15 protein-coding genes are annotated in these 14920 nt (G+C 54.5%); 7 read left to right on the top strand and 8 right to left on the bottom strand.

Annotated elements, in window-relative coordinates; translation table 11 throughout:
* Positions 1 to 89: 89 nt before the first annotated feature.
* The 4 genes from C2U53_RS13450 to lsrR form a co-directional block, all read right to left on the bottom strand.
* On the bottom strand, positions 90 to 2057 hold the full coding sequence (locus C2U53_RS13450; protein ID WP_054176787.1) for a YjhG/YagF family D-xylonate dehydratase: 1968 nt from the start codon (positions 2055 to 2057) through the stop codon (positions 90 to 92).
* A 245-nt stretch (positions 2058 to 2302) separates the two neighbouring features.
* Entirely contained in the window at positions 2303 to 2653 is a 351-nt protein-coding gene (locus C2U53_RS13445) for a dimethylsulfonioproprionate lyase family protein (RefSeq protein WP_042999277.1), read from the bottom strand.
* 12 nt (positions 2654 to 2665) lie between these two features.
* Positions 2666 to 4258, bottom strand: a complete 1593-nt coding sequence (gene lsrK / locus C2U53_RS13440; protein WP_042999276.1) for an autoinducer-2 kinase — start codon at positions 4256 to 4258, stop codon at positions 2666 to 2668.
* Between the two features lie 108 nt (positions 4259 to 4366).
* Positions 4367 to 5323 (bottom strand): transcriptional regulator LsrR, encoded by a 957-nt coding sequence (gene lsrR, locus C2U53_RS13435; RefSeq protein ID WP_043001820.1) that lies wholly within the window; start codon positions 5321 to 5323, stop codon positions 4367 to 4369.
* A gap of 255 nt (positions 5324 to 5578) precedes the next feature.
* Between lsrR and lsrA the strand changes: the two genes are divergently transcribed.
* Genes lsrA through C2U53_RS13400 form a run of 7 tightly spaced genes read left to right on the top strand, consistent with a single transcriptional unit; the run spans position 5579 to position 12213 of the window.
* Positions 5579 to 7126 carry an autoinducer 2 ABC transporter ATP-binding protein LsrA gene (gene lsrA, locus C2U53_RS13430; protein WP_229233574.1) on the top strand — a complete coding sequence of 516 codons (1548 nt, stop codon included), beginning with the start codon at positions 5579 to 5581 and terminating at the stop codon, positions 7124 to 7126.
* Positions 7120 to 8166, top strand: coding sequence for an autoinducer 2 ABC transporter permease LsrC (gene lsrC, locus C2U53_RS13425; protein ID WP_042999274.1), 1047 nt, complete (start codon positions 7120 to 7122; stop codon positions 8164 to 8166). Before lsrA ends, lsrC begins: the two co-directional genes overlap by 7 nt.
* On the top strand, positions 8166 to 9164 hold the full coding sequence (lsrD, locus tag C2U53_RS13420) for an autoinducer 2 ABC transporter permease LsrD (RefSeq protein ID WP_042999273.1): 999 nt from the start codon (positions 8166 to 8168) through the stop codon (positions 9162 to 9164). Before lsrC ends, lsrD begins: the two co-directional genes overlap by 1 nt.
* A 26-nt stretch (positions 9165 to 9190) precedes the next feature.
* Complete coding sequence (gene lsrB / locus C2U53_RS13415) at positions 9191 to 10213, top strand: autoinducer 2 ABC transporter substrate-binding protein LsrB (RefSeq protein WP_054176788.1); 1023 nt, start codon at positions 9191 to 9193, stop codon at positions 10211 to 10213.
* A gap of 28 nt (positions 10214 to 10241) precedes the next feature.
* The gene (lsrF, locus tag C2U53_RS13410) at positions 10242 to 11117 is read left to right on the top strand and encodes a 3-hydroxy-5-phosphonooxypentane-2,4-dione thiolase (RefSeq protein WP_000774153.1); all 876 of its coding nucleotides are present in this window, start codon (positions 10242 to 10244) and stop codon (positions 11115 to 11117) included.
* A gap of 48 nt (positions 11118 to 11165) precedes the next feature.
* On the top strand, positions 11166 to 11456 hold the full coding sequence (gene lsrG, locus C2U53_RS13405; protein ID WP_044264508.1) for a (4S)-4-hydroxy-5-phosphonooxypentane-2,3-dione isomerase: 291 nt from the start codon (positions 11166 to 11168) through the stop codon (positions 11454 to 11456).
* A gap of 10 nt (positions 11457 to 11466) precedes the next feature.
* Positions 11467 to 12213, top strand: a complete 747-nt coding sequence (locus C2U53_RS13400; protein ID WP_061069582.1) for an epimerase — start codon at positions 11467 to 11469, stop codon at positions 12211 to 12213.
* Between the two features lie 288 nt (positions 12214 to 12501).
* On the opposite strand, the gene C2U53_RS13395 is transcribed toward C2U53_RS13400, so the two are convergent.
* The 4 genes from C2U53_RS13395 to C2U53_RS13380 all read right to left on the bottom strand — a co-directional run bounded on the left by C2U53_RS13395 (position 12502) and on the right by C2U53_RS13380 (position 14851).
* A complete protein-coding gene (locus C2U53_RS13395; protein WP_104446005.1) occupies positions 12502 to 13299 on the bottom strand; it encodes a helix-turn-helix transcriptional regulator in 798 nt (265 codons plus the stop codon).
* Positions 13300 to 13413: 114 nt separating this feature from the next.
* Complete coding sequence (locus C2U53_RS13390; protein ID WP_104446004.1) at positions 13414 to 13689, bottom strand: type II toxin-antitoxin system RelE/ParE family toxin; 276 nt, start codon at positions 13687 to 13689, stop codon at positions 13414 to 13416.
* Positions 13690 to 13692: 3 nt separating this feature from the next.
* Positions 13693 to 13941 (bottom strand): CopG family ribbon-helix-helix protein, encoded by a 249-nt coding sequence (locus tag C2U53_RS13385; protein WP_000535212.1) that lies wholly within the window; start codon positions 13939 to 13941, stop codon positions 13693 to 13695.
* Between the two features lie 76 nt (positions 13942 to 14017).
* Positions 14018 to 14851 carry a DUF4942 domain-containing protein gene (locus C2U53_RS13380; protein ID WP_032676675.1) on the bottom strand — a complete coding sequence of 278 codons (834 nt, stop codon included), beginning with the start codon at positions 14849 to 14851 and terminating at the stop codon, positions 14018 to 14020.
* Positions 14852 to 14920 lie beyond the last annotated feature (69 nt).

The following is a 14920-nucleotide window of genomic DNA, read 5'->3' as shown; positions in this document are numbered from 1 at the left end:
ATCCTCCCGTGAAGGATAATATATTTCAGGACAATATTATTCGTCGCCGAAAATAGTGTTCCGGCGACTGATTAATTAATTTTAATTATTCAAAGCCCAAGTGCTTTTTTCCCAGCGTTAATCACCTCAATAATTTTATCCGTATCGTAGATGCATCCTTTCCAGGTTCCACCGCTTACCGCCTGCAATGCAGCCCACAGTCGGGTGTCGTCAGGCAGATAGTCATGGGGCTTCAGGTCGGGATGTAACTCGCGCTCCGCCAGAACTGTCGCGCCCTCTTCCGGCGTCAGTCGTGCTTGTGCGCTGCCGATAAAGTTCACGCTTCCTTTCAATGACAAGCGATCGACCACAATTTCAATCACATCCCCCGTGCGCAATTTGCCGATCGGCCCTCCCGCGAGCGCTTCCGGCGCAACGTGCCCCAGGCAAGCGCCGGTGGATACGCCGGAAAAACGGGCATCGGTAATGAGCGATACGGTTTTTCCCCATGAGATATGCTTCAGCGCCGAAGTGAGCTGGTAAGTCTCCTCCATGCCAGTGCCGGATGGCCCACCGCCGATAATAACCATGATATCGCCCTGCTGGATCTGCCCTTGTTTGATGGCTTTGATCGCCGCCTCTTCCGAGACAAATACGCGCGCCTTGCCCGTATGGCGATAAACACCGTCATCATCCACCACAGACGAGTCGATCGCCGTCGCTTTGATCACTGACCCTTCTGGCGCGATATTACCCACCGGGAACGCCACTGTGGAGGTCATCCCTTTCGCTTTTGCCCCTTCCGGCGACAGGATCACGTCATCAGGATCCACACCGTCCTGATCGCGCAGGCACTGACGGAATTTCGCCCGACGTTCGGCGTGCTCCCACCAGTCGAGGTTTTCACCGAGTGTTTGCCCGGTTACCGTCATCACATCTTCATGCAGTAGTCCCAGTCGACGCAGGTGCAGCATCACCTCCGGCACGCCCCCCGCCAGGAATGCACGCACCGTCGGGTGATAATCCGGGCCGTTGGGCAACACGCTGACCAGGCGCGGCACTTTGCGGTTGATCGCGCTCCACTGCGCCACATCCGGCAGGCGGCATCTGGCGGCATGGGCGATCGCCGGTATATGCAGCAGCAGATTCGTCGAGCCTCCGAAGGCCGCATGCACCACCATCGCATTCTCTATCGCTTTGTCGGTGAGGATGTCGCGGGCAGTAATCCCTTTTTCATCCAGCGCCATCACTGCCCGCGCCGATTGACGCGCAATCTCCAGCCACACCTCCTGGCCCGACGGCGCCAGCGCTGAGTGCGGCAGCGCCAGTCCTAACGCTTCCGCCACTACCTGTGATGTCCCTGCGGTCCCCAGGAACTGGCATCCGCCGCCGGGCGACGCGCAGGCGCGACACCCCAGTTCGGATGCCTCTTTCAAACTCAACTCATTATTTGCGTAACGAGCACCGATGGTTTGTACCTTTCCGGCATCTTCGCCGAAGGTGGGCGGTAATGTCGCCCCGCCCGGTACGAGGATCACCGGCAGATCGTGCATTGACGCCAGCGCAATCATCGTTGCGGGCAACCCCTTATCACAGGTCGCCACGCCAATGACCGCCCGCCGTGTCGGTAGAGAACGAATCAAACGGCGAAAGACAATCGCCGCGTCGTTACGATAAGGCAGCGAATCAAACATGCCGTGCGTCCCCTGCGAACGACCGTCACACGGATCGCTGACAAATGCCGCGAAAGGAATGCCACTGAGACGGGTAATTTCCTTCGCCGCCGCCGACATTTGCAGGCCAATCTCCCAGTGCCCGGTGTGATAACCGAGAGCAATAGGGCGGCCATCTGAGTGGCGAATACCACCCTGCGTGCCAATTAATAACACTTCTCTGCCCGTGAGTTTGTTAGCATCCCAGCCCATTCCGGCATTTTGCGTCATGCCGAAAAGGTTACCGCTGGGAGACTCCAGTAACATTTGCGGCGTCAGCGGCAATGCCCCCTGGGGGCCGGCAGCGTGGGTTTTCACCGCATAGAACGGTTCATCCTGCGGCGTAAAAATGGTGTTGATAGACATTGTCTCACTCTCCCGAGCGTCGGGGTTCAGGTCGCTCCATTATTGTTCTACATTATAGAACAATGTTCTTATTTATAGATTCACTGTAATGCAGGCCATGCGTAGAGGTAAATCAGAGAGAGGAGCAGGCTGTGCGTTTTTTAGCCTTGATCACAAAACGGTAAGCAACGAAATGTAACGAGAAGGTTACGCTAACGAAATGGTCGGACAGCCACTGACTATCCGACCGTTGATGATCCCGAAAGCTAATACCCGGCAGGCTCAACCGGATGACTGTCACCCGGTATATGAGGCGATTTCACAAAGACCCCTTTCCACGGCACTTCCCCTTTGTTCACCAGAAAATGCGCTTCACCGGGATCGCAGTGCATCACATCCCCGGAGCCTAATGTGTAGGGTTCACCGTTCAGGTACAGCGTCACTTCGCCTGCCAGGGTATAAAAAATTTCACAGGCTTCGATGTGGCGATGGTTGGGAAAAGACTGACCGGGCTGGAGCATGACGACGCCCATGTCACATACCGGGCCACGAATGAGGTATTTCGGGCCACTGTCGCCAAAACGGTACTCATGCTGCGCTTCATTCGATTTAATCATGACGATCTCCTGTTATAAACCCGGCGCTTTCCACAAAGAGGTCGTCAACCCGTGATCGACCAGACCTAACTGTTCCTGATATACCGCCTGCCATTTCTCGCGCGATTCCCGATAAAGCGCATGTTTCTCCTTGTCCGGAACATGCTCCCGCTCCCAGCGCACCAGTCGTTCGCCCGTTTCAGCCATGGATGACCAAATCCCGGCCCCCACGCCAGCGGCAATCGCACAGCCCAGCGCCGTCGCCTCTTTGACGACCGGAACGTTGACCGTCAGCCCTGACACGTCTGCCAGAATCTGGCTCCAGAGTTTGCCCTTCGAGCCTCCCCCGGCAAACACCAGCGACGTGGGATGGATCCCGGTAAAATCGGCGATTTGCTGTAAATTGCAGGTCGACACAATGGCCGCATTCTCTTCCAGCGCGCGGAACAGCGTGGCCTTATTACATTTTTCCGGATCGATGGACAGGTTGATGAACGAAGGGGCGGCGTGATACCAGCTCTTGAAACGCATCCGGTCGGAGAAAATCGGCATCACGCCCCATGCCCCTGCCGGCACCCGGGAAGCCATCTCCTCCAGCAGTGTATAAGTGTCGACGCCCAGGCGCTCGGCGATCAGCTTTTCTTCGGCACAGAAGGCATCACGGAACCAGCGCATCGTCAGGCCGGTAAAAAAGCTGATCGATTCAGTTTGTACCATTCCCGGAATGACGTGCGGATTAACGCGTACGTTCATCTCAGGATCAACAATCGGCGCAGGTAAATTCACGACCTGCTGCCAGAATGTGCCACCCAGTACGGCGGTTTGCGCCGGACGAACAACCCCAAGGCCGAGACAGCCCAACTGCACATCCCCGCCGCCCACCACCACCGGCGTGCCGGCTTTCAGCCCGCACAGGGCTGCAGCCTGAGCCGTCACCCTACCCAGCAGCGTGCCGGTCTCTTTGACCGGCGAGAGAATATCCGACCGCAGTCCGGCCATTTGCAGTAATGAGGGTTTCCAGTCGCGCGTTTTGAGATCCAGCAGGCCCGTGGTTCCGGCATTGGAAGGATCGACCGCCAGCTCGCCGCTGAGCATATAGGCCATCCAGTCGCTGATCATCGTGACCGTCGAGGCGCGACGATAGATGTCCGAACGATGGTGCGCCAGCCAGAGCAGACGCGGAATGGCACTCAACGCCAGCGTCTGGCCGGTGCTGCGATAGACTTCGCTTTCGAAAGTGTAGTCGTGGATCTCTTTAAGCTCGCTGACTTCCCGTGCCGCTCTGGCATCCACGTTGGCACAGGCCCAGACCGGCGTTCCCTCTGCGTCATAGACCACAATGCCTTCGCGCATCGAACAGGCGGAAACGGCAGCTATTGCTTCCGGCGCAATACCGGCGATATGCAGTGCCTGGCGAATGCAATCACAGGCCAGTTGCCAGTTTTTTCCCAGATCAAATTCCATCGAGCCGGGCACATCCGGTACGGCAAGGTGTCGCCATTCCGCTTGTCCCACCGCAATTTGTTTGCCTTCCAGGTCGAAAATCACGGCGCGGACGCTGCCAGTTCCGGCGTCCAGTGCCATCAGGTAATGTTCTGAGTCAGAGAGGGTACAGAGTCGGGCCATCGTTTTAGTCCTCGGCTTATTATATCTGTCAGGTCGTCAATGCTTTCTCCACGGTACAAACGGAAATTCTGTTACTCCCCTGCCGTACGCCTGCACGACAGATACGCATTACTGTCCGCTGACAATGGCGGCGGCAGTTTCCTGGTCGGTGACCAATGCGTTGATATAACCCCCTTTCATCGCGGCGGCGATCGCTTCCGCTTTATTCACGCCCCCGGCGACGCCAATCACGGTCGGGATCGTCTTCAGGGTATTGAGGGTTAACCCAATCAGTTCATCGTGAATCTTCATCTCCGGGATCACCTGCCCTTCACCATCGAAGAAGTAACCCAGAATGTCGCCCACCGCGCCTTTGCGGCCAATCATCAGTTGTTCACCCTTCGTGATATAGCCTGAGCGAATAATGGTGGCCTCATCTTTCTGGTTGATAGCGCCGATACCGACAATGGCCGCATCGGCTGCCTGGGCGGCCAGCAGGACATCCTGGACGCTATTTTCATTTTTTAACGTCCGGGCAATCTCCGCAGAAGAGGCGCGAAGCGGCGCCGGAATAATACTGACCGGACAGGCCGCGTTGAGTTGTCCAATCCCGGTCATGTAAGGCCCCACGCCACCCGACAGCGTCACCAGGCGAATTTGCTGAGCAGAAATAAACCCGCTGAGCCGTTTTAAGGTATTCATGGTCGCTTCGCCGAAGCCCGCCGCCAGAATCTGCTGTGGCTGGAGTGACTCCATCAACATATGCGCAGCGCCGATCCCCAGGCGAACACATGCATCCGCTCCGGGAAGTCCCGGGATGACCCGCACATTATTCAGGTCAAAGCGACGACGTAATTCGGTTTCATATTCCAGACAGCCTTCAAAGCGAGAATTAATCTGTACGCGAATAATCCCGGACTGATGCCCCTTTTCCAGCAGGCGCGACACCTTAAGCCGCGTCAACCCCAGTCTGTTGCTGATGTCGCTTTGCGTCATACCGTCGTGGTAATAGAACCACGCAATACGTGCCACCAGCTCTTCTTCACACATCCCTTGCTCGGAAATCATCGGGTCATTAATAGTCATCATTCTGTCTTCACTTTGAACATATCGAATTTCTGAACACAATTGTTCATTCATTGGTCGTTAATAACTGTGATTAAACCCACAATTCAGTGGCTTTCGTTTGAACAAATTTAATATTGACGATCATTTTAGCATGAAACGTGATCTATTCGTCGGTTTTATGAGCAGTTAGGTCATAAGGTTATGAACAATTCGAATCGCACAATACATTTGTTCAACCTGATTCTACCCAGGCCGAACGGAGGTGGCATGCAAATGAGTCAAGAAAAGATCGCCCCACTACTCAGCGCGCAGTCTGTCTGCAAGCAGTATTCCGGCGTCAACGTCCTGAAAGGGATTGATTTTGTCTTACGCAAAGGCGAAGTCCATGCGCTCCTGGGCGGGAATGGCGCCGGGAAATCCACGCTGATGAAAATCATCGCCGGCATTACCCCTGCGGATAGCGGAATCATTGAGATTGAGGGAGCCCGCTGTACAAAACTGACGCCCATTCTGGCGCATCAGTTAGGCATCTACCTTGTCCCGCAAGAGCCTCTGCTCTTCCCCAGCCTGACGGTAAAGGAGAATATTCTCTTTGGTCTGCCCAAACACCAGAGCTCGGCGCAAAAAATGGCGGCGATGCTGACCGCGCTGGGCTGCCAGTTTGATATCAACAGCCCGGCGGGTTCACTGGATGTGGCCGACCGGCAAATGGTCGAAATCATGCGCGGGCTGATGCGCGATTCACGAATTTTGATCCTCGATGAACCCACCGCCTCACTGACGCCTGCGGAAACCGATCGTTTATTCAGCCGCCTGCGTGAATTGCTGAGCACTGGCGTAGGGATCGTCTTTATCTCCCACAAGCTGCCAGAGATACGCCAGATAGCGGATTACATTAGCGTGATGCGGGACGGCATCATTGCGCTATCCGGAAAAACGGCGGATCTGACCACGGACGAGATTATCCAGGCCATCACGCCTGCCTCACGCACCAACGCGCTGAGCGCGACGCAAAAACTGTGGCTGGAATTGCCCGGCAACCGTCCGCAGCACGAGGCGGGCACGCCGGTGTTGAGTCTTGAGAATGTGACCGGCGAAGGGTTTATGAACGTCAGTTTCGAGGTCCGCGCCGGGGAAATTTTAGGGCTGGCCGGTCTGGTCGGCGCCGGACGTACAGAACTTGCCGAAACGCTTTACGGGCTACGACCGCTACGGGCCGGAAGCATCGTACTCGGCGGCAAGGATATCTCCTCACTTTCCACCCGCGAACGTCTACAGCACGGTCTGGTGTATTTGCCGGAGGACCGGCAATCGTCAGGGCTGAATCTGGATGCCTCGCTGGCGTGGAATGTTTGCGCATTAACCCACAACCACAGCGGTTTCTGGGCTAATCCGGCCAAAGACAGCGCCACGCTCGAACGCTATCGCCGCGCGCTTAATATCAAGCTCAACGATCCTGAACAGCCTGCCCGCACGCTCTCTGGCGGTAATCAGCAAAAAATCCTGATCGCCAAATGCCTTGAAGCCTCGCCGCAGGTGCTGATTGTGGATGAGCCGACGCGCGGTGTGGACGTCTCGGCGCGTAATGACATCTATCAGTTGCTCCGCAGTATTGCCGCCCAGAACGTCGCGGTGCTGTTCATCTCTTCTGATCTGGAGGAGATAGAACAGATGGCCGATCGCGTTTACGTCATGCACCAGGGAGAAACGGGCAACGATGCTCTGCAAGGCGACGAGATTAATGTCGACACCATCATGCACGTGGCATTCGGCGACCGCACGTCAGGGGCTACACCACATTCCGGGGAGGCGCCATGCTGAAATTTATCCAGAATAACCGCGAGGCCACCGCCCTGTTAGCCGTGCTGCTGCTGTTCGTGCTGCCAGGGATGCTGGACAGCCAGTACCTCAGCGTTCAGACGCTGACAATGATTTTCAGCAGCGCCCAAATCCTCATGCTGCTGGCGATGGGCGCAACGCTGGTGATGCTGACCCGCAACATCGACGTGTCGGTCGGCTCAATCACCGGGATGTGCGCGGTACTGCTGGGGCTGTTGCTGAACGCGGGGTATCCCTTGCCGGTGGCCTGCCTGGCGACGCTGCTGCTGGGGCTGCTGGCAGGATTTATCAACGGCGTGCTGGTCGCCTGGCTGAAGATCCCGGCGATTGTCGCCACGCTGGGCACGCTTGGCTTGTATCGCGGCGTCATGCTGCTGTGGACGGGCGGTAAATGGATTGAAGGATTACCGGCACAACTTAAGCAACTCTCCGCCCCGGTTTTCCTCGGTATCTCCGCCATTGGCTGGCTGACCCTGCTGCTGATGTTGCTGATGGCCTGGCTGCTGGCAAAAACCGCTTTTGGTCGCTGTTTTTATGCCACCGGGGATAATTTACAGGGCGCGCGGCAACTGGGCGTGCGTACCGAAGCCATTCGGATTCTGGCCTTTTCGCTCAATGGCTGCATGGCAGCGCTGGCCGGGATCGTCTTTGCCTCACAGATTGGCTTTATCCCGAATCAGACGGGAACCGGGCTGGAAATGAAAGCCATTGCCGCCTGCGTGCTGGGGGGCATCAGCCTGCTGGGCGGTTCCGGGACGATCATTGGTGCCGTGCTCGGTGCCTATTTCCTTACGCAAATCGACAGCGTACTGGTCCTGCTGCGCATTCCGGCGTGGTGGAATGACTTTATTGCCGGTCTGGTCCTGCTGGCGGTGCTGGTATTTGACGGCCGGTTGCGCTGCGCGCTGGAACGCAATATCCGTCGGCAAAAATATGCCCGCTTCACGCCGCCGCCCCAACCGCGTCCGTCGGCAAAAAACACCGACTCTGTGCGCACTGCCAAAAAACGTGAGGTTGCCTGATGACTCGTTTACATCGTTACGGCTGGGAACTGGCGCTCGCCGCGCTACTGGTGATTGAAATTCTGGGATTCGGCGCCCTGAACCCACGCCTGTTGGATCTGAACGTCCTGCTGTTCAGCACCAGCGACTTTATCTGCATTGGCATTGTCGCCCTGCCTTTAACCATGGTGATCGTCAGCGGCGGGATCGACATCTCCTTTGGCTCGACGATGGGGTTGTGCGCCATCGCGCTGGGCGTGATGTTCCAGGGCGGCGTACCGCTGCCGCTGGCCATTATTCTGACGCTCGCGCTGGGCGCACTGTGCGGACTGATCAACGCCGGACTGATTATCTACACTGGTGTGAACCCGCTGGTCATCACCCTGGGAACGTTATACCTGTTCGGCGGCAGCGCACTGCTGTTGTCGGGGATGGCGGGAGCGACCGGTTATGAAGGTATCGGCGGCTTCCCGCAGGGCTTCACCGATTTTGCCAATCTCGATGTGCTGGGTCTGCCCGTCCCCCTGATCTTCTTTCTCGTCAGCGTGATCTTTTTCTGGTTGCTGATGCACCGGACCCATGCCGGACGCAATGTCTTCCTGATTGGGCAGAGCCCCCGCGTGGCGCTGTATAGCGCTATCCCGGTGAACCGGACGCTGTACGCGCTGTACGCGATGACCGGCTTTGCGTCGGCGGTCGCGGCGGTGCTGCTGGTCTCTTACTTTGGCTCTGCACGTTCCGATCTGGGTGCCTCTTTCCTGATGCCAGCTATTACAGCGGTCGTCCTGGGCGGCGCCAATATCTACGGCGGCTCCGGGTCAATTCTCGGTACCGCCATCGCCGCGCTGTTGGTGGGCTATCTGCAGCAGGGATTGCAGATGGCTGGCGTGCCCAATCAGGTATCCAGCGCCCTCTCCGGCGCATTGCTAATTGTCGTTGTCGTAGGTCGTTCTGTCAGCCTGCATCGTCAGCAAATCAAAGACTGGCTGGCGCGTCGTCGCGCTATCCGGCAGGCCTAAAACCCATTGCCATAAAGGAAAAGTACATGACTATTCAGAGCATTAAAAAAATTGCCGTAATCAGTACCCTTAGCCTGGCGGCGTTCACTCTCAACGCTTATGCCGCAGAGCGAATCGCGTTTATCCCAAAACTGGTTGGCGTGGGATTCTTTACCAGCGGCGGTAACGGCGCCCTCGAGGCAGGCAAAGAGCTGGGCGTCGATGTCACCTACGATGGCCCGACGGAGCCCAGCGTGTCCGGCCAGGTTCAGCTCATCAATAACTTCGTCAACCAAGGGTATAACGCCATTGTGGTGTCCGCCGTGTCGCCTGATGGCTTATGCCCGGCGTTAAAGCGTGCCATGCAGCGAGGCGTGAAGGTGCTGACCTGGGATTCTGACACCAAACCGGAATGCCGGTCGTACTACATCAACCAGGGCACTCCTGCCCAGTTAGGCGGCATGCTGGTCGATATGGCCGCAAATCAGGTCAAAAAAGAGAAAGCCAAAGTGGCCTTCTTCTACTCCAGTCCGACCGTGACCGATCAAAACCAGTGGGTAAAAGAAGCGAAAGACAAGATCGCCAAAGATCATCCTGGCTGGGAAGTCGTCACCACGCAGTTTGGTTATAACGACGCCACCAAATCGCTGCAAACCGCAGAAGGCATTATTAAGGCTTATGCCGATCTCGACGCCATCATCGCGCCGGATGCCAACGCCCTTCCCGCCGCCGCTCAGGCTGCTGAAAACCTGAAAAACACCAGCGTGGCGATTGTCGGCTTCAGCACGCCAAACGTGATGCGCCCTTATGTTGAGCGCGGCACGGTGAAAGAGTTTGGCCTCTGGGACGTGGTCCAGCAGGGCAAGATCTCCGTGTACGTGGCTGACGCGCTGCTGAAAAAAGGCGAAATGAATACCGGCGACAAGCTGGACATTCCGGGCGTGGGCCAGGTTGAAGTCTCGCCGAACAGCGTACAGGGCTACAGCTATGAGGCGAAAGGCAACGGCATTGTGCTGCTGCCTGAGCGCGTGGTGTTCACCAAAGAGAATATCGATAAGTACGATTTTTGAGTTTCATTCCTTAACCGTGGAGTAAAAAATGGCTGATTTAGATGACATCAAAGATGGTAAGGATTTCCATACCGATACGCCGCAACGCAATACCCCATTCACATTAAAGGGGTGCGGCGCACTTGACTGGGGGATGCAGTCCCGACTGTCGCGCATTTTTAATCCTGAGACGGGAAGAACGGTCATGCTCGCGTTTGACCACGGCTATTTTCAGGGGCCGACGACGGGACTGGAACGTATCGATATCAATATCGCCCCCCTGTTCCCGCTCGCCGATGTGCTGATGTGCACACGCGGTATCCTGCGCAGTGTGGTACCGCCCGCCACCAACAAACCGGTAGTCCTGCGCGCCTCGGGCGCTAACTCGATTCTCACCGAGTTAAGCAATGAGGCGGTTGCGCTCTCCATCGATGACGCGGTTCGTCTCAACAGCTGCGCCGTGGCGGCACAGGTGTATATCGGCAGTGAGTATGAGCACCAGTCGATCAAAAATATCATTCAGTTGATTGATGCCGGTATCAAGGTCGGCATGCCGACGATGGCGGTAACTGGCGTGGGGAAAGACATGGTGCGCGATCAGCGCTACTTCTCGCTCGCCACGCGTATCGCCGCAGAGATGGGCGCGCAGATCATCAAAACCTACTACGTCGATAAAGGTTTTGAGCGCATCGCCGCAGGCTGCCCGGTTCCGATTGTTATCGCCGGTGGTAAAAAATTACCGGAACGCGAAGCGCTTGAGATGTGCTGGCAGGCCATCGACCAGGGCGCATCCGGTGTCGATATGGGACGTAACATCTTCCAGTCCGAACACCCTGTCGCCATGATGAAGGCCGTCCACGCGGTGGTACATCGTAATGAAACCGCAGACCGCGCGTATGAACTCTATCTGAGCGAGAAAAACTAAGAAGTCATGGGCCTGCCAGGCGGGCCCATACTTTTCAAGGAGAACAGTATGCATGTCACTCTGGTGGAAATTAACGTCCACGACGATAAAGTCGATGAATTTATCGACGTCTTTCGCCTCAATCATCTGGGATCGGTGCGTGAAGAGGGAAATCTCCGCTTCGACGTGTTACAGGATCCGGAAGTGAAGAGCCGCTTTTATATTTATGAAGCCTATAAGGATGAAGCCGCCGTTGCGTTCCATAAAACCACGCCCCACTACCTTGCCTGCGTGGAAAAACTGGAATCGCTGATGAGCTGCCCCCGAAAAAAACGCGTCTTCAATGGATTGATGCCATAAGGATCTCAAAATGAACCGTCCCTTTTCCGGGTTGAATCGCGCAGAGTGCGTCTCGTTAATGAAGCGTTACCCGTTAAGCATCGGTATTCTTGCCGGTCAGTGGCTCAAACTCGGTGAGTACCTGCAAACGCTTCGCGCGCTTGAACAACCCGTTCTTCACCTGGATCTGATGGACGGGCATTTTTGCCCTCAGTTCACCGTCGGTCCCTGGGCTATCACGCAATTACCAGCGCAGATAATTAAGGATGTTCACCTGATGGTGGATAATCCCTGGCCCGTCGTGCAGGCAAGCGTAAAGGCGGGAGCACACTGCGTCACGTTGCAGGTAGAAAACTCGCCGCATCTGCACCATATGCTCCACTGGCTGGGTGAGCAAAATGCGGAAGTCTCCGGCGGCACAATGCCGGTGTTGCGAGGGGTCAGTCTGTGCCCGGCGACACCGCTGGAACACATTCTGCCGGTCATTGAAGACGTTGAAATCGTACAAATTCTGGCGGTCAATCCGGGCTACGGGAGCAAGCTCAGCAAGCCTGCCTTACTCAGGCGCATCGCTCAGGTTGTCGCATTACTCAATGCGTCCGGGAAGCGGGATTCCATTCTGCTGGCCGTCGACGGTTCGCTAGCACTGGAAGAACTGCCGGAGATAATCGCCAGCGGCGTCGATCGCGTAGTATCCGGCAGCGCCCTCTTCAAAAACGATGCGTTGAATGAAAACATCACTCACTGGCTAACGACGATACATTCAGCAAAGGGGTGATGAGGGGGTCTGCTGGATGGGGCATTTTTGGGCAGTACCTTGATGAATTCGGTGAAGTTCGTAGACATGGATGAGGATGGTTATGATTGAAAGAGAAATCTTGCGTGGCGCGGATTTAAGGTACAAAAACTGCTTTTGAGGGCTTTATATTTAGATTTGGTGCGAAGGCCGCACCGCGATTCTCGACGTAACTCACTGAATTAAATAAGATTACAAAATAAGAGAACCGCTATATATACTCACATGTATACTCATGCGCGATTCTCTGAAAACGCAGCTAACTTAAAATCACTCCTCATCTTCTTCCACAGGCTCAAGCGCGTCAAATACAACTCGTACCATCGCGATAGAACCAATACGGATAAAAGCATCTTCTCCATCTATGTCGGTTATCATAAAACGCTCCGTTGTTTCAGGCTCGCAATCCAGAGCTTCAAAGAACGCATTCAACTGACCTATTTCGCACGTCTCTTCATTTGCTGCCATATCAGGCTCGACACTCAGCGGTATCACTGGTCCGCCGTTCACCAGAGTGATATGGACATTAAAATAGTCGTCTTCATAGTCATCGTCCTCTTCACTCATGATGGGAGCAAAGCCATCAGACAAAAACTGGTGAAATACCACTTCACGCATATTTAACGCATAACGATACTCGGAAGAATCAAAAACGAAGAAGCGCTCTGTGTTTGGGGCGGTTTTTTCCTGAAAATAATAATAAAACCTCCGCTTATCCGCCGCTGAAATGGGCAACAGCAAATAGTCCTGATGTCCCTGTAGCCAAAGTTTTACGGTCCAGAGACCACTGTCCATTTCAATGCCGCTTGTGGCTATCGCTTCAAGATCTTCATCGGTTTTACGACGCTTCTTGCGGAAGTCGTTTATCAACCGATCACTTTCCGGGAACACTACGTTTAGAGGCTTATCCAGAGCATTGCATATTGCTTGGGCGAGACCCAGCTTTGCAGCAACCTTCCCGGTCTCGATACGCTGAATTTGTTGCTGGCTGGTGCCGACCATAAACGCCAGCTCGCGCTGGGTGATAGATAGCTGGGTACGGAGCTGTTTAATGTTGTTCTGTAACATGGCATCCATCCTTCAGAAGGAGTAGAAAGTGCCATTAAAACACAAAATTGAGTATAAACACGATTATGTGTTTATACTCACTAATCAACACCCTTGAACGCAAAGAAAATCTCTTCATCGTTCTTCTCTGGTATGCCAGAGATCCACGATATAGATATTATTGTCACAAAGTTCGTAATGAACCTCATAGTCATCAAATAACACTTTTCGGACTTCCCGAGGTTCATACCGAGGCTGCTGTACGCCAATTGCCGGATGCTCAGCAAGGCCAGCGCAGCCAGTAATCAGGCGATCCAAAACGTCATCGGCGTACTGGCGGCTATACTGAAGAGCGAAACGGTAGATACGTTCCAGGTCATCCTGAGCTTTAAGCGTCCAGTAAATTTCCATTTATCAGGATTTCTTTAAGCGATTAGCAAAATCCACCATGTCCGAGTGGCTCACCACGCGACCGGCATCCACATCCGCAAGACCGGCCTGGATGCTCTGGTGACGCCGTTCTCTTTCGGCCAGCATACTGGTCAACGCTTCCTTAATAATCCAGCTCTTAGAACGATCTAACTCAATTGCCAGATTCTCAACAGCAGCGGCCAATTCAATAGGTATCTGTGCGCTGATGGTTTGTTTAGTAAGCGAACCCATAGGGATTACCTCGTTTAATAATATTTAATAACTCCTATTAATATTAGCATAGAGGTGCCTATAAAAACATCACATCTCATTTCGCAGGCAACATCCCCGGAAAGTGCTTCGCCACGATATCATTCATCTTCTCCACCAGATCCAGGCGTTTGAAAGTGATATGCCCACTGCCTTTCTGAAAGTAGCGAATAGTGAACAACTCATCTTCGAAAATCTGCTGATGCGGATTATCGCGCACAAAATCCATAAACCGGATCGAGACATCATGGCGGTTATCGGGAATGGTTTTACCATCCAGCAGGTAGAGCATTCGCTCTAGATCGGCTAATTGGTCGCGCCGCCAGCCCCAGTTCAGACTGAAGCCCCATCTGTCATGCTTCACCAGATTGTTGACGATAATCTTCTTACCGAAGTAACAGGGATTATTGGTTTTGTAGTCCCAGCTTAACCCTTTAAATACATTGATAATCCCACGTTCGAAAACATCCTGTTTATTGTGGTGGAGTTGTTCAAAGGTACTTAGGATGTTGGCTTCACTGATGGCCGGAAGATCACCCTCTTCGAGGTTTTTAGCCCACTGGCTGCGGGCTTCGGCATCCATCAAGGTCAACATCCCGGACTTCAGCATGAGATCGCGCCAGATACTGCGATCGATATTGCGGGTAATCACTGGCATCGCTTTATCTACTGGTTGCATTAACCAGCAGTCAAAGGAATGGCCCTGTCGCATCGCCCAATGCTCCGCCACATCACCACCGATGCTGGAGGTTAGCCGTGAGATATCATCAAGCTTATGGATCAGGATTTCTATCAGGCTCAGCGCAGCATCACGCCCTGTGACGATGCGTTCTATACTGGTTGAGCAAATTAGCTCATTATGATCGGTTAAAACTTCAGCTTCTGTTTGCATGATAATTTGTCCGTAAAAAGCAAACACGCCCGCCGGGAGTGGCAGGCGCATTATGCAATGAGTAAATAA

Source organism: Citrobacter sp. CFNIH10 (assembly GCF_002934585.1).
Taxonomy (GTDB): Bacteria; Pseudomonadota; Gammaproteobacteria; order Enterobacterales; family Enterobacteriaceae; genus Citrobacter_A; species Citrobacter_A amalonaticus.
The sequence above is the reverse complement of the archived record's forward strand: the minus strand, read 5'-3'. Positions and strand labels throughout refer to the sequence as shown.